The organism is Bradyrhizobium sp. Mp19, assembly GCF_029952935.1.
Classification (GTDB): Bacteria; Pseudomonadota; Alphaproteobacteria; order Rhizobiales; family Xanthobacteraceae; genus Bradyrhizobium; species Bradyrhizobium elkanii.
Genome location: NZ_JASAUT010000028.1, coordinates 1 through 19,358, shown reverse-complemented (window position 1 = coordinate 19,358; position 19,358 = coordinate 1). Strand labels below are relative to the sequence as shown.

General features: G+C 64.9%; 19 protein-coding genes. All 19 read left to right on the top strand.

What is annotated here, in order from left to right; all coding sequences use genetic code 11:
- The first annotated feature begins 6 nt into the window (after positions 1-6).
- The 19 genes from QJT82_RS26795 (at position 7) to mtnK (ending at position 18,964) form a co-directional block, all read left to right on the top strand.
- Positions 7-630, top strand: a complete 624-nt coding sequence (locus QJT82_RS26795) for an NADH-quinone oxidoreductase subunit C (RefSeq protein ID WP_028340133.1) — start codon at positions 7-9, stop codon at positions 628-630.
- Positions 627-1,817, top strand: coding sequence for an NADH-quinone oxidoreductase subunit D (locus tag QJT82_RS26790; protein ID WP_028340132.1), 1,191 nt, complete (start codon positions 627-629; stop codon positions 1,815-1,817). The genes QJT82_RS26795 and QJT82_RS26790 overlap by 4 nt, the downstream gene beginning before the upstream one ends.
- A 41-nt stretch (positions 1,818-1,858) precedes the next feature.
- Complete coding sequence (gene nuoE / locus QJT82_RS26785) at positions 1,859-2,470, top strand: NADH-quinone oxidoreductase subunit NuoE (RefSeq protein WP_028340131.1); 612 nt, start codon at positions 1,859-1,861, stop codon at positions 2,468-2,470.
- On the top strand, positions 2,470-2,682 hold the full coding sequence (locus tag QJT82_RS26780) for a hypothetical protein (protein WP_035631350.1): 213 nt from the start codon (positions 2,470-2,472) through the stop codon (positions 2,680-2,682). Before nuoE ends, QJT82_RS26780 begins: the two co-directional genes overlap by 1 nt.
- A gap of 19 nt (positions 2,683-2,701) precedes the next feature.
- Entirely contained in the window at positions 2,702-4,027 is a 1,326-nt protein-coding gene (gene nuoF, locus QJT82_RS26775) for an NADH-quinone oxidoreductase subunit NuoF (RefSeq protein WP_028340129.1), read from the top strand.
- 8 nt (positions 4,028-4,035) lie between these two features.
- Entirely contained in the window at positions 4,036-4,524 is a 489-nt protein-coding gene (locus QJT82_RS26770; protein WP_155258430.1) for a hypothetical protein, read from the top strand.
- 7 nt (positions 4,525-4,531) lie between these two features.
- On the top strand, positions 4,532-6,607 hold the full coding sequence (gene nuoG / locus QJT82_RS26765; protein ID WP_028340127.1) for an NADH-quinone oxidoreductase subunit NuoG: 2,076 nt from the start codon (positions 4,532-4,534) through the stop codon (positions 6,605-6,607).
- A gap of 10 nt (positions 6,608-6,617) precedes the next feature.
- Positions 6,618-7,688, top strand: a complete 1,071-nt coding sequence (gene nuoH, locus QJT82_RS26760) for an NADH-quinone oxidoreductase subunit NuoH (RefSeq protein WP_028340126.1) — start codon at positions 6,618-6,620, stop codon at positions 7,686-7,688.
- Positions 7,689-7,695: 7 nt separating this feature from the next.
- Positions 7,696-8,190, top strand: a complete 495-nt coding sequence (gene nuoI, locus QJT82_RS26755; RefSeq protein WP_018271854.1) for an NADH-quinone oxidoreductase subunit NuoI — start codon at positions 7,696-7,698, stop codon at positions 8,188-8,190.
- A gap of 9 nt (positions 8,191-8,199) precedes the next feature.
- The gene (locus QJT82_RS26750) at positions 8,200-8,838 is read left to right on the top strand and encodes an NADH-quinone oxidoreductase subunit J (RefSeq protein ID WP_028340125.1); all 639 of its coding nucleotides are present in this window, start codon (positions 8,200-8,202) and stop codon (positions 8,836-8,838) included.
- Positions 8,835-9,143, top strand: a complete 309-nt coding sequence (nuoK, locus tag QJT82_RS26745; RefSeq protein ID WP_016841823.1) for an NADH-quinone oxidoreductase subunit NuoK — start codon at positions 8,835-8,837, stop codon at positions 9,141-9,143. Before QJT82_RS26750 ends, nuoK begins: the two co-directional genes overlap by 4 nt.
- A gap of 8 nt (positions 9,144-9,151) precedes the next feature.
- Positions 9,152-11,224: an NADH-quinone oxidoreductase subunit L gene (gene nuoL, locus QJT82_RS26740; RefSeq protein ID WP_028340124.1), complete on the top strand. Its 2,073-nt coding sequence runs from the start codon at positions 9,152-9,154 to the stop codon at positions 11,222-11,224.
- Entirely contained in the window at positions 11,225-12,739 is a 1,515-nt protein-coding gene (locus tag QJT82_RS26735; protein ID WP_016841819.1) for an NADH-quinone oxidoreductase subunit M, read from the top strand. It begins immediately after the preceding gene.
- 10 nt (positions 12,740-12,749) lie between these two features.
- Complete coding sequence (gene nuoN / locus QJT82_RS26730; RefSeq protein ID WP_028340123.1) at positions 12,750-14,186, top strand: NADH-quinone oxidoreductase subunit NuoN; 1,437 nt, start codon at positions 12,750-12,752, stop codon at positions 14,184-14,186.
- Between the two features lie 61 nt (positions 14,187-14,247).
- A complete protein-coding gene (locus tag QJT82_RS26725) occupies positions 14,248-15,054 on the top strand; it encodes a biotin--[acetyl-CoA-carboxylase] ligase (protein WP_028340122.1) in 807 nt (268 codons plus the stop codon).
- Entirely contained in the window at positions 15,054-16,724 is a 1,671-nt protein-coding gene (locus QJT82_RS26720) for a ribonuclease J (RefSeq protein ID WP_028340121.1), read from the top strand. The genes QJT82_RS26725 and QJT82_RS26720 overlap by 1 nt, the downstream gene beginning before the upstream one ends.
- 71 nt (positions 16,725-16,795) lie before the next feature.
- A complete protein-coding gene (mce, locus tag QJT82_RS26715) occupies positions 16,796-17,200 on the top strand; it encodes a methylmalonyl-CoA epimerase (RefSeq protein WP_024583489.1) in 405 nt (134 codons plus the stop codon).
- Positions 17,201-17,206: 6 nt separating this feature from the next.
- Positions 17,207-17,482, top strand: coding sequence for a DUF1467 family protein (locus QJT82_RS26710; protein WP_028340120.1), 276 nt, complete (start codon positions 17,207-17,209; stop codon positions 17,480-17,482).
- 177 nt (positions 17,483-17,659) lie between these two features.
- Positions 17,660-18,964 (top strand): S-methyl-5-thioribose kinase, encoded by a 1,305-nt coding sequence (mtnK, locus tag QJT82_RS26705; RefSeq protein WP_035631346.1) that lies wholly within the window; start codon positions 17,660-17,662, stop codon positions 18,962-18,964.
- Positions 18,965-19,358: the final 394 nt, after the last annotated feature.

Genomic DNA, 19,358 nt, shown 5'->3' with positions numbered 1-19,358 from the left:
TCAGGTATGGACGACGGCAAGCTCGACGCCCTTGGGCAGACGATCGTGAGCGCGCTTCCGGGCGCGGCCACGGCGCACTCGGTCGCGTTCAATCAACTCACTATCGACGTCGAGATTGGCAGAATCGTGGAGGTCGCACGTTTTCTGCGTGACGATCCCGGCTGCCGCTTCGTCAACGTCACCGACGTGACCGCAGTCGACTATCCGAGCCGCGAGAAGCGCTTCGACGTTGTCTACCATCTGCTGTCGCCGACGCTGAACGCGCGCATCCGTTTGCGCGGCGAGGCCGACGAGACCACGCAGGTGCCGTCGCTCATCGGCGTCTTCCCCGGCGCCGACTGGTTCGAGCGCGAGACCTACGACCTGTATGGCGTGATCTTCACCGGTCATCCGGACATGCGCCGCCTGCTGACGGATTACGGCTTCGACGGCCATCCGCTGCGCAAGGATTTCCCGCTCACCGGCTTCGTCGAGGTCCGCTACGACGACCAGGAGAAGCGAGTGCTGTATGAGCCGGTCCGGCTCAACCAGGAATTCCGCAAGTTCGATTTCCTGTCTCCGTGGGAGGGGGCTGACTACCCCTTGCCGGGTGACGAAAAGGCGAAGGCGGAACCGAAGGCCGGATCATGAACGAACAGAATCTTCGCAATTTCACTATCAACTTTGGACCGCAGCATCCGGCGGCGCACGGCGTGCTGCGCCTCGTGCTGGAGCTCGATGGCGAAGTCGTCGAGCGCGTCGATCCGCATATCGGCCTGCTTCACCGCGGCACCGAGAAGCTGATCGAACACAAGACCTATCTGCAGGCAATTCCGTATTTCGACCGGCTCGACTACGTCGCGCCGATGAACCAGGAGCATGCGTTCTGCCTCGCGGCCGAAAAGCTGCTCGGCATCACGGTGCCGCGCCGCGGCCAGCTGATCCGCGTGCTCTATTGCGAGATTGGCCGCATTCTCTCGCACCTGCTCAACGTCACCACGCAGGCGATGGACGTCGGCGCGCTGACCCCGCCGCTGTGGGGCTTCGAAGAGCGCGAGAAGCTGATGGTGTTCTATGAGCGCGCCTCGGGCTCGCGCATGCACGCGGCGTTCTTCCGCGTCGGCGGCGTGCATCAGGACCTGCCGCCGAAGCTGATCGACGACATCGAGACGTGGTGCGATCCGTTCCTCAAGGTGGTCGACGACCTCGATCGGCTGCTCACCGGCAACCGCATCTTCAAGCAGCGCAACGTCGATATCGGCGTGGTGCCGCTGAAGGAAGCCTGGGAGTGGGGCTTCTCCGGCGTGATGGTGCGCGGCTCGGGCGCGGCCTGGGACCTGCGCAAGTCGCAGCCCTATGAGTGCTACGCCGAGATGGATTTCGATATTCCGATCGGCAAGAACGGCGACTGCTACGACCGCTATCTGATCCGCATGGAAGAGATGCGCCAGTCGGTGCGCATCATGAAGCAGTGCATCCAGAAGCTCAAAGCACCCGACGGGCAGGGCCCGGTCGTGGTCGAGGACAACAAGATCGCGCCGCCGCGCCGTGGTGAGATGAAGCGCTCGATGGAAGCGCTGATCCATCATTTCAAGCTGTACACCGAAGGCGTGCACGTGCCGGCCGGCGAAGTCTACGCCGCGGTCGAGGCGCCGAAGGGCGAGTTCGGCGTCTACCTCGTCGCCGACGGCACCAACAAGCCCTACAAGTGCAAGATCCGCGCGCCGGGCTTCGCCCATCTGCAGGCGATGGATCACATCTGCAGGGGCCATCTGCTGGCCGACGTTTCCGCCATCCTGGGCTCGCTGGACATCGTGTTCGGCGAGGTCGACCGGTGACGATGTCCGCATCCGCACCGCGCGCAATGAGAGTTTGATCGATGTCCGTCCGCCGCCTTGCCCCGAAGGAATTGCAGCCCGCGAGCTTCACGTTCACGGACGAGAATCTCGCCTGGGCCAAGAAGCAGATCGAGAAATATCCGCCCGGACGGCAGGCTTCGGCCGCGATCGCGATCCTGTGGCGCGTGCAGGAGCAGCATGAAGGCTGGGTCTCGGAAGCGGCGATCCGCGCCGTCGCCGACCTGCTCGAGATGCCGCATATCCGCATGCTGGAGATCGCGACCTTCTACACCATGTTCCAGCTCTCGCCGGTCGGCAAGAAGGCCCATGTGCAGGTGTGCGGCACCACGCCGTGCCGGCTGCGCGGCGCCGCCGACCTGATCGAGGTCTGCCAGCATCGCATCCATCACGATCCCTTCCAGCTGTCGAAGGACGGCAACTTCTCATGGGAAGAAGTGGAGTGCCTAGGGGCCTGCGTGAACGCGCCGATGGTGCTGATCTGGAAGGACACCTATGAGGACCTGACCAAGGAAAGCTTCGGCAAGGTGCTCGACGGCTTTGCCGCCGGCAATCCGCCGAAGCCGGGCCCGCAGGTCGACCGTCAGTTCTCGGCGCCCGTGGGTGGGCCGACGACGCTGAAGGAAACCACCTGATGCGGAGCTTTCAGGTGCTAGCAGATGAGACGGGAAGGGGCGCTGCGATGAAGGCCTGGCGCACGATTGCCCTGCATACCGTTGTCGCGGCGGGCTTCATGTTTCTGCTGCAACGCTACGGCCTAAGCGCCACGCTGGAATCCAGCCTGTTGTGGGCCATCGTGTTCGGCGGCTGCGCTGCCGGGCTCGCTTATTCGCAAGCCAATCGGTGATGTTCGGAAAGTTTTGAGCATGCTCGACGACAAGGACCGCATCTTCAAGAACCTCTACGGCCTGCATGATTGGGGCCTCGAGGGCGCGCGCCGCAGAGGCGCCTGGGATGGCACCAAAGGGATCATCGACAAGGGTCGCGACTGGATCATCAACGAGATGAAGGCGTCGGGCCTGCGCGGCCGCGGCGGCGCCGGCTTCCCGACCGGCATGAAGTGGTCCTTCATGCCGAAGGAATCCAAGGACGGCCGTCCGAGCTACCTCGTCGTCAACGCCGACGAATCGGAGCCCGGCACCTGCAAGGACCGCGAGATCATGCGGCATGACCCGCACCTTTTGGTCGAGGGCTGCCTGCTCGCGAGCTTCGCGATGGGCGCACATGCCTGCTACGTCTATATCCGCGGCGAGTTCATCCGCGAGCGCGAGCGGCTGCAGGCGGCGATCGACCAGGCCTATGAGGCCAAGCTGGTCGGCAAGGACAACATCAACGGCTGGCCGTTCGACATCTATGTCGCGCACGGCGCCGGCGCCTATATCTGCGGCGAGGAGACCGCGCTGCTCGAAAGCCTCGAGGGCAAGAAGGGCCAGCCGCGGCTGAAGCCGCCGTTCCCGGCCAATGTCGGCCTCTATGGCTGCCCGACCACCGTCAACAACGTCGAGTCGATCGCGGTCGCGCCCGACATCCTGCGCCGCGGCGCCGCCTGGTTCGCCGCCATCGGCCGGCCGAACAATGTCGGCACCAAGCTGTTCTGCATCTCCGGCCACGTCGAGCGGCCCTGCAACGTCGAAGAGGCGATGGGGATTCCGTTCCGCGAGCTGATCGAGAAGCATTGCGGCGGCATCCGCGGCGGCTGGGGCAATCTGAAGGCCGTGATCCCCGGCGGCTCGTCGGTGCGCATGGTGCCGGCCGAGCAGATCATCGACACGCCGATGGATTTCGACTCTTTGAGCAAGCTGCGCTCGGGCCTCGGCACCGCGGCGGTGATCGTAATGGACAAGTCGACCGACCTGATCCGGGCGATCGCGCGCATCTCCTATTTCTACAAGCATGAGAGCTGCGGCCAGTGCACGCCGTGCCGCGAGGGCACCGGGTGGATGTGGCGCGTCTTGACCCGCATGGCCGAGGGCCGCGCCCACAAGCGCGAGATCGACATGCTGCTCGAGGTCACCAAGCAGGTCGAGGGCCACACCATCTGCGCGCTCGGCGACGCCGCTGCCTGGCCGATCCAGGGCCTGATCGCGCATTTCCGTCACGAGATCGAGGAGCGCATCGACCAGTATTCGCACAGCGCCGATCTCGACGATCAGGGCGTGCGCGATCCCATGCACATGGTTGCTGCGGAGTAATGCTGACGATGACGCAACAGGCCGCATGGTGGCAGAAATACGGGACGCTTGCGCAGATGGCGCAGGCGACCGTGGCGCTGCTCGGCTTTGTTGCAATCCTGCTGCAGATCAACGAAATCCGCACTTCGAACCGCGCCTCCAGCGCGCGTTCGGCGTTTCTCGGCTACACCGATCTCGCATTCCAGAATCCGAAATTCGCTCAGCCCGATTACGACGCCATCAAGGCTGGTGGCCGCGAAGAGCGATCGCAGTATGAGAGTTTTGTCTCGTACTTCCTCTATGCCTGCGAGGAGACCTTTGCCGCATTCGCGGACAAGCGCGAATGGCAGGCATCGTGTGACTACGACCTGAAACCGCATCTGCCGTTCCTCTGCGAGAAGAACCAGGCGCAGCCTGCCTACCTCGCGACCTACGGCACCGACACCCAGCAATGGGTGAAGACCTCATTGAAAACCGCGAGCGTCGCACCGCCCGACTGCAAGCTCGGAAAGACTTGAGACAGACATGAGCAAGATCATCGTCGATGGCAAAGAGATCGATGTGCCGCCGGAGTACACGCTGCTGCAGGCATGCGAGGCGGCCGGCGCAGAGATTCCGCGCTTCTGCTATCACGAGCGGCTGTCGATCGCCGGCAATTGCCGGATGTGCCTGGTCGAGGTGAAGGGCGGCCCGAAGCCGGTGGCGAGCTGCGCCTGGGCCGTGCGCGACTGCCGTCCGGGCCCGAAGGGCGAGCCGCCGGAGATTTCGACCCGTTCGCCGATGGTGAAGAAGGCACGCGAAGGCGTGATGGAGTTCCTGCTGATCAACCATCCGCTGGACTGCCCGATCTGCGACCAGGGCGGCGAGTGCGATCTGCAGGACCAGGCGATGGGCTACGGCGTCGACACCAGCCGTTTCGCCGAGAACAAGCGTGCGGTCGAGGACAAGTATCTCGGCGCGCTGGTCAAGACCTCGATGAACCGCTGCATCCAGTGCACGCGCTGCGTCCGCTTCTCCGCCGAAGTCTGCGGCGCGCCCGAAATGGGCGCGACCGGCCGCGGCGAGGACATGGAGATCACCACCTATCTCGAGCAGGCGCTGAGCTCGGAGCTGCAGGGCAACCTCGTCGACATCTGCCCGGTCGGCGCGCTGACCTCGAAGCCCTACGCCTTCGCGGCCCGGCCCTGGGAGCTCGGCAAGACCCAGTCGGTCGACGTCATGGACGGCGTCGGATCTGCGATCCGCGTCGACACCCGTGGCCGCGAGGTGATGCGCATCCTGCCGCGCATCAACGAGGCGGTGAACGAGGAGTGGATATCCGACAAGACCCGCCACGTCGTCGACGGCCTGCGCACGCAGCGCCTCGACCGTCCCTATGTGCGCGAGAACGGCCAGCTCCGGCCGGCGACCTGGCAGGAAGCCTTCGCCGCCATCGCCGCCAGGGCCGGCCGCAGCGACGGCAAGCGGATCGGCGCGATCGCCGGCGATCTCGCCGCGGTCGACGAAATGTATGCGCTGAAGGAACTGCTCGCGAAGTTCGGCTCGGTCAATCTCGCCGTGCAGGGCGGCGATGCGTTCGACGCCAAGGCCGGCCGCGGCTCCTACATCTTCAATCCGACCATTGCCGGCATCGACCAGGCCGACGCGATCCTGATCATCGGCTCGCATCCGCGCAAGGAAGCCGCCGTGCTGAACGCGCGGATCCGCAAGCGCTGGCGTACCGGCGGGCTTAAGGTCGGCATGATCGGCGCCAAGGCCGATTTCACCTATGACCACGACTATCTCGGCGCGGGCACCGATACGCTGGCCGATCTCGTGGCGGGCAAGCACTCCTTTGCCGACGTCTTGAAGAAGGCCCAGCACCCGATCATCCTGGTCGGCGCCGGCGCCTACACCAGGCATGACGGCGCAGCCGTGCTGGCGCAGGCCGCCAAGCTCGCACTCGACGTCGGCGCGTTGAAGGACGGCTGGAACGGCTTTGCCGTGCTGCAGGATACCGCCTCCCGCGCCGGCGCACTCGATATCGGCTTCTCGCCGGCGGCGGGCGGGCTGACCTCGGCGCAGATGACGACCTTCGGTACGATCGACGTGCTGTTCCTGCTCGGCGCCGACGAGATCAAGGCGCCGGACGGCACCTTCGTGGTCTATATCGGCACCCATGGCGACCAGGGTGCGCATCGCGCCGATGTCATCCTGCCGGGCGCGGCCTATACCGAGAAGTCCGGCATCTACGTCAACACCGAGGGCCGGGCGCAGATCGCCAACCGGGCCGCGTTCCCGCCGGGCGAGGCCCGCGAGGACTGGGCGATCATCCGCGCGCTGTCCGACGTGCTCGGCAAGAAGCTGCCGTTCGACTCGCTGCAGGCGCTGCGCCAGGCGATGTTCAAGGCCTATCCGCATCTGATGCGGCTCGACCAGATCGAGGCCGGCAAGGCCGACGACGTCAAGGCGCTGGCCGGCAAGGGCGGCAGCGTCGACAAGGCGGCATTCAAGCCGACCGTCGAGGATTTTTATCTGACCAACCCGATCGCGCGGGCCTCTGCCGTGATGGCGGAATGCTCGCGGCTGGCGTCGGGCCGAATGCTGACGGCAGCGGAGTGAGCGTGACCTGATGGCTGAATTCTTCGCAAGCTCGTTCTGGACCGGCTTCCTCTGGCCGCTGATCATCATGGTCGCGGAGAGCCTGTTGCTGCTCGTCGTGCTCCTGATCGCGATCGCCTACATCCTGCTCGCCGACCGCAAGATCTGGGCGGCGGTGCAGATCCGCCGCGGCCCCAACGTGGTCGGCCCGTTCGGATTGCTGCAATCCTTCGCCGACCTCCTGAAATTCGTGCTGAAGGAGCCGGTGATTCCGTCTGGCTCCAACAAGGGCGTGTTCCTGCTGGCGCCGCTGGTCTCGTGCGTGCTGGCGCTGGCCGCCTGGGCCGTGATCCCGTTCGATCTCGGCTGGGTGATCTCCGACATCAATGTCGGCGTTCTCTACATCTTCGCGATCTCGTCGCTGTCGATCTACGGCATCATTATGGCCGGCTGGTCGTCGAACTCGAAATACCCGTTCCTGGCCGCGCTGCGCTCGGCGGCGCAGATGGTGTCCTACGAGGTCTCGATCGGCTTCGTCATCATCACCGTGCTGCTCTGCGTCGGCTCGCTGAACCTGTCGGCGGTGGTCGAGGCGCAGAATACCCGCGGGCTTGCGCACCTGATCGGCCTGCCGCAGCTCACCATCCTGAACTGGTACGTGTGGCCGCTGTTCCCGATGTTCGTGGTGTTCTACGTCTCGGCGCTGGCGGAAACTAACCGTCCGCCGTTCGACCTGGTCGAAGCCGAATCCGAACTGGTCGCCGGCTTCATGACCGAATACGGCTCGACGCCGTATCTTTTGTTCATGCTCGGCGAGTATGTCGCGATCACCACGATGTGCGCGCTGGCGTCGATCCTGTTCCTGGGCGGCTGGCTGCCGCCGGTCAACCTGCCGCCGTTCACCTGGATTCCGGGCATCGTCTGGTTCGCCCTGAAGGTGTTCTTCATGTTCTTCATGTTCGCGATGGCGAAGGCGATCGTGCCGCGCTACCGCTACGATCAACTGATGCGGCTCGGCTGGAAGGTGTTCCTGCCGCTGTCGCTGGCGATGGTGGTGATCGTGGCCGGCGTGCTGCAGTTCGCCGGCATCGCGCCGAAGTGAGGCCGTCATGAGTGTCAATGTCAACGCAACAGCCCGCTCGCTTCTGCTCTCGGAATTCGTCTCGGCGTTCTTCCTTGCGATGCGCTATTTCTTCCAGCCGAAGCCTACGCTGAACTATCCCTTCGAGAAGGGCCCGATCTCGCCGCGCTTTCGCGGCGAGCACGCGCTACGCCGCTATCCGAACGGCGAGGAGCGCTGCATCGCCTGCAAGCTGTGCGAGGCGATCTGCCCGGCGCAGGCGATCACGATCGAGGCCGGTCCGCGCCGCAACGACGGCACCCGCCGCACGGTGCGTTACGACATCGACATGGTGAAGTGCATCTATTGCGGCCTGTGCCAGGAGGCATGCCCGGTGGACGCCATCGTCGAGGGACCGAATTTCGAATTCGCGACCGAGACCCGCGAGGAACTGTACTATGACAAGGCCAAGCTGCTCGCCAATGGCGACCGCTGGGAGCGCGAGATCGCGAAGTCGATCGCGCTCGACGCGCCGTACCGGTGAGGTGAGGGCATGATCCTTTCGGCGCTGTTCTTCTATCTGTTTGCCGCGGCCTGCGTGGCCTCGGCGGTCATGGTGATTGTCTCGCGCAATCCCGTGCACTCCGTGCTGTTCCTGATCCTGGCCTTCGTCAACGCGGCCGGGCTGTTCATCCTGATGGGCGCCGAGTTCCTCGGGATGATGCTGATCGTGGTCTATGTCGGCGCCGTCGCGGTGCTGTTCCTGTTCGTGATCATGATGCTCGACGTCGATTTCGTCGAACTGCGCGAGGGCTTCATCCAGTATCTGCCGATCGGCATCGTGATCGGCGGCATCTTCATGTTCGAGCTGCTGCTCGTCGTCGGCGCCTGGGTGATCAACCCGGCCGTGACCAAGACGATCACCGCGGCGATCCCGACCAATGTCAGCAACACCGAGGCGCTCGGCCTCGTGCTCTATACGAAGTACATCCATTACTTCCAGCTCGCCGGCATGGTGCTGCTGGTCGCGATGATCGGCGCCATCGTGCTGACGCTGCGCCACAAGGCCAAGGTCAAGCGGCAGAACATCAACGTGCAGAACGCGCGCACGCCCGAGATGGCGATGGCGATGCGCAAGGTGGCGTCGGGGCAGGGCCTGCAGGATGCCGACGCGGCGGAGTGGGTGAAATGACGATCGGGCTCGGACACTATCTCGCGGTCGCCGCGATCCTGTTCACGCTCGGGATCCTCGGCATCTTCCTCAACCGCAAGAACATCATCGTCATCCTGATGTCGATCGAGCTGATCTTGTTGTCGGTCAACATCAACCTGGTGGCGTTCTCGACCTTCCTCGGCGACATCGTCGGCCAGGTGTTCGCGCTCTTGGTGCTGACAGTGGCCGCCGCCGAGGCTGCGATCGGTCTCGCCGTGCTGGTGGTGTATTTCCGCAACCGCGGTTCGATCGCGGTTGAAGACGTCAATCTGATGAAGGGCTAGGCGCAGTTATGGTTCAGGCAATCGTATTCCTGCCTCTGCTGGGCGCCATCCTCGCAGGCATCATCTCGCTGGTCGGTGCCCATGCGCGCTGCCCGAGCGGCGATACCGTCGACCATCACGACGACGCGCATGGCGACGCCCATGCCTCCGCCGCCCATGACGATCACGGTCATGACGACCATGGCCATGACGATCACCATGTCTCCGAGCCGGCGGCCGCCGGCTCGCGCCTCGCCGAGCTGATCACCACCGGCCTGCTGTTCGTCTCGGCGGCGCTGTCCTGGTTCGCGCTGGTCGATGTCGGTTTTATGCACCATGACGCGCGCGTCGTGCTGCTGCCCTGGATCACCTCGGGCGACCTGCAGGTGGCCTGGACGCTGCGGGTCGACACCCTGACCGCCGTGATGCTGGTCGTGGTCAACACGGTATCCGCGCTCGTCCACCTCTACTCCATCGGCTACATGGACGAGGATCCGAACCGGCCGCGCTTCTTCGGCTATCTCTCGCTGTTCACCTTCGCGATGCTGATGCTGGTGACATCAGACAACCTCGTGCAGCTGTTCTTCGGCTGGGAGGGCGTCGGCCTCGCGAGCTACCTCCTGATCGGGTTCTGGTATCAGAAGCCGTCGGCCAATGCCGCGGCGATCAAGGCCTTCGTGGTCAACCGCGTCGGTGACTTCGGCTTCGCGCTCGGCATCTTCGCGATCTTCGCGCTGGTCGGCTCGACCGATTTCGAGACCATCTTCCATGCCGCGCCCGGTCTGACCGGCAAGACCATCAACTTCTTCGGCCATCAGGTCGACGCGCTGACCTTGACCTGCCTGTTGCTGTTCATGGGCGCGATGGGCAAGTCGGCCCAGTTCCTGCTGCACACCTGGTTGCCGGACGCGATGGAAGGTCCGACCCCGGTGTCGGCGCTGATCCACGCCGCGACCATGGTCACCGCCGGGGTCTTCATGGTGGCGCGGCTGTCGCCGCTGTTCGAGCTGTCGCCGACCGCGCAGGCGGTGGTGATGTTCTTCGGCGCGACCACGGCGTTCTTCGCCGCCACGATCGGCCTCGTGCAGAACGACATCAAGCGCATCGTCGCGTATTCGACCTGTTCGCAGCTCGGATACATGTTCGTGGCGATGGGAGCGGGGGCTTATTCGGTCGGCATGTTCCACCTGTTCACGCACGCCTTCTTCAAGGCGCTGCTGTTCTTAGGGTCAGGCTCGGTGATCTACGCGATGCATCACGAGCAGGACATCCGCAACATGGGCGGCCTGTGGCGCAAGATCCCGTACACCTTCGCGGTGATGTGCATCGGCACCCTGGCGCTGACCGGCTTCCCGCTGTTCGCCGGCTACTTCTCGAAGGACGCGATCATCGAGGCGGCCTATGCGGCGCATAACCCGTTCGCGACCTACGCCTATCTCTTGACCATCGTGGCCGCCGGCCTGACCTCGTTCTACTCCTGGCGTCTGATCTTCAAGACGTTCTTCGGCGAGCCGCACGACCAGAAGCACTACGAGGCGGCGCATGAGAGCCCGGTGTGGATGCTGGTGCCGATCGGCGTGCTCGCCGCCGGCTCGATCCTCGCCGGCCTGCCGTTCAAGGAGCTGTTCGTCGGCCATCACGGCGTGGAAGAGTTCTTCCGCGAGTCCGTGAAGATGAACCCGCACATCCTCGAGGACATGGAGCACATGCCGGGCTGGCTCGCGCCGCTGCCCACCGTGATGATGGCGCTCGGCCTGTTCATCTCGTATCTGTTCTACATCCGCAGGCCGTATCTGCCGGTCGAGCTCGCGCAGCAGCAGCCGATGCTGTACCAGTTCCTGCTCAACAAATGGTACTTCGACGAGCTGTACGACTGGATCTTCGTGCGCCCGGCGAAGTGGCTCGGCTACACGCTGTGGAAGAAGGGCGACGGCTTCATCATCGACGGCTTCGGTCCCGATGGCGTTTCCGCCCGCGTGCTCGACGTCACCCGCAACGTCGTGAAATTGCAGACCGGCTACCTCTATCACTACGCATTCGCGATGCTGATCGGGGCCGCCGGATTGATCACCTGGTTCATGTTCGGCTTGGGAGGCCAGTAAATGACAACCTGGCCCATCCTTTCGGTCACGACCTTCCTGCCGGCGGTCGGCGCGATCCTGGTCTATCTGCTGGCGCGGGGCGGTGACGAGACCGCGAGCCGCACCGCGCGCTGGATCGCGCTGTGGACCACGCTGATCACCTTCGCGATTTCGCTGATCCTGGTGGCGCGCTTCGATCCGGCCTCGACCGACTTCCAGTTCGTCGAGAAGGCGTCCTGGCTTGCCACCGGCATCACCTATCACATGGGCGTCGACGGCATCTCGCTGCCGCTGATCATCCTGACCACCGCGATCATGCCGCTCTGCATCATCGCGAGCTGGAAGTCGGTGACGCAGCGCGTCGGCGAATACATGATGGCGTTCCTGATCCTGGAAACGCTGATGGTCGGCACCTTCTCGGCGCTCGACCTCGTGCTGTTCTACCTGTTCTTCGAGGGCGGCCTGATCCCGATGTTCCTGATCATCGGCGTCTGGGGCGGCCCGCGCCGGGTCTATGCGTCGTTCAAGTTCTTCCTCTACACCTTCCTCGGCTCGGTCCTGATGCTGCTCGCCATCATGGCGCTGTACTGGAACGCCGGCACCACCGACATCCCGACCCTGATGCACACCGCGGTGCCGCGGTCGATGCAGACCTGGGCGTGGCTGGCCTTCTTCGCCTCGTTCGCGGTGAAGATGCCGATGTGGCCGGTGCACACCTGGCTGCCCGACGCGCACGTCGAGGCGCCGACGGCGGGCTCGGTGATCCTGGCCGCGATCCTGCTGAAGATGGGCGGCTACGGCTTCCTGCGCTTCTCGCTGCCGATGTTCCCGCTGGCCTCGCACGACTTCGCGCCGTTCGTGTTCGTGCTGTCCGTCATCGCCATCATCTACACCTCGCTGGTGGCGATGATGCAGGAGGACATGAAGAAGCTGATCGCATATTCGTCCGTCGCGCATATGGGCTTCGTCACCATGGGCATCTTCGCGGTGACGACGCAGGGCGTCGCCGGCGGCATGTTCCAGATGGTCTCGCACGGCATCGTCTCGGGCGCGCTGTTCCTCTGCGTCGGCGTGGTCTACGACCGCATGCACACCCGCGAGATCGCGGCCTATGGCGGCCTCGTCAACCGGATGCCGCTCTATGCGCTGACCTTCATGGTCTTCACCATGGCCAATGTCGGTCTGCCGGGCACGAGCGGATTCGTCGGCGAGTTCATGACGCTGCTCGGCACCTTCAAGATCTCCTTGCCGACCGCGTTCTTCGCCACCACGGGCGTGATCCTGTCGGCCTGCTACGCGCTCTGGCTCTACCGCAAGGTGGTGTTCGGCGCGCTGGTCAAGCCGTCGCTGATGTCGATCAAGGATCTCACCTTCCGCGAATGCGTGACGCTGTTCCCGCTGATCGCGCTGACCATCCTGTTCGGCGTCTATCCGAAGCCGGTGCTCGACATGTCGGCCGCCTCGGTGCAGCAGCTCGTCAACAATTACCAAACCGCCGTGACTGCCGTGAAGGCAGCCGCGCTGACCGTCCAGTAAGGCCCTCGTCATGAGCTTTTCCAGTGCAGGTTATCAGTTGCAGCCGGTGCTGCCGGAGCTGGTGCTCGCGGTCGGCGCCATGGTGCTGTTGATGATCGGAGCCTATCGCGGGCAGGGGACGACGCGGCTCGTCACGGCGCTCGCGATCTGTCTCCTGGTGCTGACCGGCGTGCTGGAGCTCTGGCTGCCGGCCGGCAAGCTCGTGACCTTCGGCGGCAGCTTCATCGTCGACGATTTCGCCCGCTTCCTGAAGGTCCTCGCCCTGATCGCCTCGGCGGCAACCCTGATCCTGTCGACCGAATACCTGTCTCAGCCGTCGAGCCGCAACTTCGAGTTCTCGATCCTGGTGCTGCTGTCGACGCTCGGCATGATGGTGCTGATCTCGGCCGGCGATTTGATCTCGCTCTATCTCGGCCTCGAGCTGATGAGCCTTGCGCTCTACGTCGTCGCCGCCAGCCAGCGCGACAACGCCAAGTCGAGCGAGGCGGGCCTGAAGTATTTCGTGCTCGGCGCGCTGTCGTCAGGCATGCTGCTCTACGGCGCCTCGCTGATCTACGGCTTCACCGGTACCGTCAGCTTCGCCGGCATCGCGGCGGCGGCAACCACCGGCAGCATCGGCATCGTGTTCGGCCTGGTGTTCCTGCTCGCCGGTCTCTGCTTCAAGGTCTCGGCGGTGCCGTTCCACATGTGGACGCCGGACGTCTATGAGGGCGCGCCGACGCCGGTGACGGCGTTCTTCGCGTCCGCCCCGAAGGTCGCGGCCCTCGCGGTGTTCACCCGCGCGACGCTGACCGCGTTCCCGGGCATCGTCACCCAGTGGCAGCAGATCCTGGTGTTCGTGGCGATCGCCTCGATGGCGCTGGGTTCGTTCGCGGCGATCGGCCAGACCAACATCAAGCGCCTGATGGCCTATTCCTCGATCGGCCATATGGGCTTTGCGCTGGTCGGCCTCGCCTCGGGCACGGTCGAGGGCGCCCAGGGCGTCCTGATCTACATCGCGATCTATGTCGCGATGACGCTCGGCTCGTTCAGCATCATCCTGGCGATGAAGCGGAACGGCCAGGCACTGGAGCAGATCAGCGATTTCGCCGGCCTGTCCCGCACCAACCCGCTGCTCGCCTTCATCTTCGCGATGCTGTTGTTCTCGCTGGCCGGCGTGCCGCCGCTCGCCGGGTTCTTCGGCAAGTGGTACGTGTTCGTCGCCGCGATCAAGGCCAATCTGTTCACGCTCGCCGTGATCGGCGTGCTGACCAGCGTGGTGGGCGCGTTCTACTATCTGTCGATCGTCAAGGTGATGTATTTCGACCAGCCGCTCGGCAAGCTCGACCCGGTCCGCGTCGAGCTGCGCACCGTGCTGGCGGTCGCAGGCATCTTCAACATCTTCTTCTTCGCCTATCCGGGTCCGCTGGTGAGCGTGGCCACGGCGGCAGCCAAATCACTATTTTGACGCCTGCGGTTCCGAAATCGGGATGCTGGCTTTCGGAACCAATCATGCGCATAACGCTGACATGACCTTCACGCTCGGGCCGCGGGCCATAGCGGCGGGCTACCGGCTCGCCGCCTTCGATCAGATCGGCTCGACCAATGCCGAGGCGATGCTGCGCGCCCGCGACGGCGAGCAGGGGCCGATGTGGTTCGTGACGCCGGAACAGACCGCGGGCCGCGGGCGGCGGCAGCGGGTCTGGGTCGCGCCGCGCGGCAATCTCGCCAGCACGATCCTCGAGGTGACGGACGTCCAGCCGGCAGTCGCCGCCACCCTCGGCTTTGCCGCCGGGCTGTCGCTCGAAGCCGCGCTGCGGAAGGTCAGCATCGAGGCGGCGCTGCGGCTCGGGCCGGACAGCCCGAAGTTCACCCTGAAATGGCCAAACGACGTGCTGGCCAATGGCAAGAAGCTCTCGGGCATCCTACTGGAGGCCGAGGCCATCGGGAGCCGGCTGGCGGTCGTCGTCGGCATCGGCACCAATGTCGTCGCAGCACCCGAGGGGACGCCGACGCCGGCCGTATCGCTCGCGGCGCTCGGCATCCAGATCGGGGCGGAGGAGCTGTTTGCCGCGCTGTCGGACGCCTGGGTCGAATTTCGCGGCATCTGGGACGACGGCCGCGGTTTCCCCGAGATCCGCAGGCTGTGGCTGGAGCGCGCGGCTGGGCTCGGCGAGAAGGTCGCGGTCCAGACCGGCTCGGCGACCCTTGAAGGCACGTTCGACACCATCGATGATACCGGCTGCCTGATCGTCCGCACCGCTGACGGCGAGCGCCTGCCCGTGACCGCCGGCGAGGTCTATTTCGGCTCCGCAGCCTCGGTGAGGGCGAACTGATGGCGCGTCCCGACGAACTCACCTTTGCGCCGCTCGGCGGCGTCGGCGAGATCGGCATGAACCTGTCGATCTACGGCCTCGGCAACCGCCACCAGCGCTCCTTCCTCGCGGTCGATCTCGGCGTCTCCTTTGGCGACGAGGAGCATCTGCCGGGCATCGACCTGATCATGCCCGACGTCCGCTTCCTCGAGAAGGAGCGCAAGAATCTGGTGGGCCTCGTGCTGACGCACGCCCATGAGGATCATTTCGGCGCCATCATCGATCTCTGGCCGAAGCTCGGCTGCAAGATCTATGCGACGCAATTCAGCGCCGCGCTGTTCGAGGCCAAATGCGCCGCCGAGCGCAACCCGCCAAAAATCCCGGTCACGGTGATTCCGTCGGGCGGGCGGGTCGATATCGGTCCGTTCAATGTCGAGTTCATCCCGGTCGCGCATTCGATTCCGGAATCGCACGCGCTGGCGATCATGACCGATGTCGGCACCGTGCTGCATACCGGCGACTGGAAGATCGATCCGACCCCGATCATCGGCCAGCCGACCGACGAGCGGCGGCTGCGCGAGCTCGGCGATGAAGGCGTGCTGGCGCTGGTCGGCGATTCCACCAATGCGGTGCGCGACGGACGCTCGCCGTCGGAGACCGAGGTCGCCGCCACAATCAAGAAGCTGGTCAAGGCGGCCAAGGGCCGGGTCGCGGTCACGACCTTCGCCTCCAATGTCGCCCGGGTGCGGGCTGTGGCGGACGCCGCGAACGCCGCCGACCGCGAGGTGGTCGTGGTCGGCCGCGCCATGGAGCGCGTGGTGCAGGTGGCGCGCGAATGCGGCTATCTCGACGGCTCGCATAAATTCCGCAGCGCCGACTATTACGGCCATTTCCCGGCCGACAAGGTGCTGGCGCTGTGCACCGGCAGCCAGGGCGAGCCGCGCGCAGCGCTGGCGCGGATCGCCAATGACGACCATCCGCAGGTCACCCTGAACAAGGGCGACACCGTGATCTTCTCCTCCCGCACCATTCCCGGCAACGAGAAGGCGGTCGGCTCCATCATCAACAACCTGGTCATGCAGGGCGTCGAGATCATCACCGACCGCGAGCACCTGGTGCACGTCTCCGGCCACCCGCGCCGCGACGAGCTGCGCGACATGATCTCCTGGGTGCGGCCGCAGCTCTTGATCCCGGTCCATGGCGAGGCGCTGCATCTGGCCGAACACGCCAAGCTGGCGCGCGCCGCCGGCGTGCCCAAGGTCTTGACCTGCCGCAACGGCGACCTCGTCAAGCTCGGGCCCGGTGAGCCCGGCATCGTCGGCGAGGTGCCGGCGGGCCGGCTCTACAAGGACGGAACCATCCTTGAGGACTCGAAGTCGCGCGCCGTGGTGGAGCGGCGGCGGATGGGCTTTGCCGGCTGCGCCTTCGTCGCCATCGCCATGACCGCGCAGGGCGAGCTCGTCGACGACCCCGAGGTTGATCTGGTCGGCATGCCGGAGAACAATGCGGCAGGCGAACTGCTCGACGACATCGTGTTCGATGTGGTGGTATCGACGATCGAGGGCCTGCCGAAGCCGCGGCGGCGCGATCCGGACGCGCTGGGGGAATCGGTGCGGCGCGCGGTGCGGGCGGTGCTGAACGAGCAATGGGGCAAGAAGCCGATCTGCGTCGTGCACGTTCTGACGGTTTGAGCCTAAGCATGATCCGGAAAAGTGCGAAGCGGTTTTCCGAAAAGATCATGCTCAACTAAAGGGAGAGAGAGATGCTGGGCCGGCTCAATCACGTCGCGATCGCGGTCAAGGACGCCAAGCAGGCCGCGAAGATCTACGGCACTGCCTTCAATGCCGAGATTTCCGATGCGGTGCCGCTGCCGGAGCACGGCGTCATCACCGTGTTCGTGACGCTGCCGAACACCAAGATCGAGTTCATCGAGCCGCTGGGCGATGCCTCGCCGATCGCGAAATTCGTCGAGCGCAATGCCGACGGCGGCATCCACCATGTCTGCTACGACGTGCCCGACATCATCGCCGCCCGTGACCGCATGATCGCCGAGGGCGCGCGGGTGCTCGGCGACGGCCAGCCGAAGATCGGCGCGCATGGCAAGCCGGTGCTGTTCTTCCACCCGAAGGACTTTTCCGGCGCGTTGGTCGAGATCGAACAGGCCTGAGGCCATATGGCGTACCAGATCTCCACAGGGCTAGCGATCTACTTCGTGCTTTGGTGGCTCGTGCTGTTCCTGACGCTGCCGTTTGGCATACGCAGCCAGCATGAGGACGGCGTCGGCGCGCCCGGCACCGATCCCGGCGCGCCGATCCTGGCGCGGATGGGCCGCAAGCTGTTGTGGACCACGCTGATCTCGGCCGTGATCTTCGCGATCGCGATGTGGGCCTATCATTCCGGCTATCTCTCGATCGAGCGGCTGTCGAAACTGATGGGGATGCCGTTCTGATACGCAGTTTTCGTTGGATCAGAAGTAGCCCGCATGAGCGAAGCGACATGCGGGATCACTTTCCCGGGTATCGCTTCGCTCACCCGGGCTACGTACCGATGGGGATGCTGTTTTAGAAACTGACGCCAATGGAGCGGGGATCAACCTCGCCCTGGCAATGCGGAGGAGGCGACCACGATGAACCTGCAGTCCCAGCCAGGCTCCGGGCAGAGCGCATATCGAATCCTGCGGGAAGCCGATCTGCGGGATTATCTCGCGGGGCTGCCCGCCATCGGCGCGCAGCTCGGCGGCGCGCCGGCGGACTGGTCGATCAGCGAGGTCGGCGACGGCAATCTCAACCTCGTCTTCATCGTCAAGGGCGGAAGCGGCGGCCTCGCGGTCAAGCAGGCGCTGCCCTATGTGCGCCTCGTCGGCGAGAGCTGGCCGCTGCCGCTGTCGCGGGCGCATTACGAGCACATGGCGCTGGTGCATCAGGCGCGGCTGGCGCCGATGCTCGTGCCGGCGGTGCTGCATCATGATGCGCCGCTCGCGCTCACCGCGATGGAGCTGCTCGAGCCGCACATCATCATGCGCAAGGGCCTGATCGAGGCCACGCGGTACCCGCGCTTTGTCGAGGATATATCGACCTTCCTGGCGCAAACGCTGTTCTTCACGTCCGACCTTGCGTTGTCGGCCGCGGAGAAGAAGCAGGGCATCGCCGATTTCGCCGGCAACCACGCGCTGTGCAAGATCACCGAGGATCTGATCTTCACCGATCCCTATCGCACCGCCGAGCAGAACCGCTGGACCGCGCCCTACCTCGACGCGACCGCAGCGGCGTTCCGCGAAGACCTTGACCTGCACGTCGCGATCAGCAGGCTCAAGCTGAAATTCATGGCGAGCCCGGAGGCGCTGCTGCACGGCGACCTGCACACCGGCTCGATCATGGTCACCGAGAGCGAGACCAAGGTGATCGATCCCGAGTTCGCCTTCTACGGCCCGATGGGCTTCGACATCGGCGCCGTCATCGGCAACCTCCTGATGGCCTATCTGGCCTCCGCCGGCCACGAGCGCACGCCGGGCGAGCGCGCCTCGTTCGAGGCATGGCTGCTCGAGACCATCGAGGGCGTCTGGGCCGGGTTCTCGCGAAAATTTCTCGCGCTGTGGCGCAACGAGGCGAAGGGCGACGGTTATCCGTCGTTGCTGTTCACGGGCGAAGCTGGCGCCGCGCGGCTGGAGGCGGAACGGCAGGCTTATATGGCGCGATTGTTCCAGGATACCGTCGGCTTCGCCGCGGCCAAGACCATCCGGCGCATCCTTGGTCTCGCGCACAACATCGATTTCGAGTGGATCGCCGACGAGCAGCAGCGGGCGATCTGCGAGGCGCGGGCCCTCAGGCTCGCACGCAATATGATGCTGGAGGCGGCGTCCTACACGACAATCGGCGCTGTCACCTACGCCACGCGCGAACTGCGCCACTGGCAGCCGGATTTTGCCAGGTAGCGGGGATGGAGATATTCGTGTTTTCAGAATTTTGTCTTGACGTGGACCCCAACTCAGATGTTTAATCCCTCCGTCTCGCCCGACACGAGGGGCGCTTCGCGGTCGTCACGAACGTGGGTCGAGATGCGGTGGACGCCGATTGCGCAGTTGACGAACGCGCATGAGGCGGACGGTGAAGTCGTGTGGTCCTGACGCCCTAGCGGCAGGTGTCTTTTCCGATTGCGCGGTGCGCGTTGCGAAGACGGTGACAAGCAAGCCCAGTCTCGCCGGGGAGAGCACGAAGTAAGCCGTAGCCCATCGCGCAGGGAAAGCCGGGTTGTTTCCGGTTACACCTGTGGTCCTACCCCCGTGCTTTCTACCTTTTGCACGGGGCCCATGGGTGCGATCGGCACCC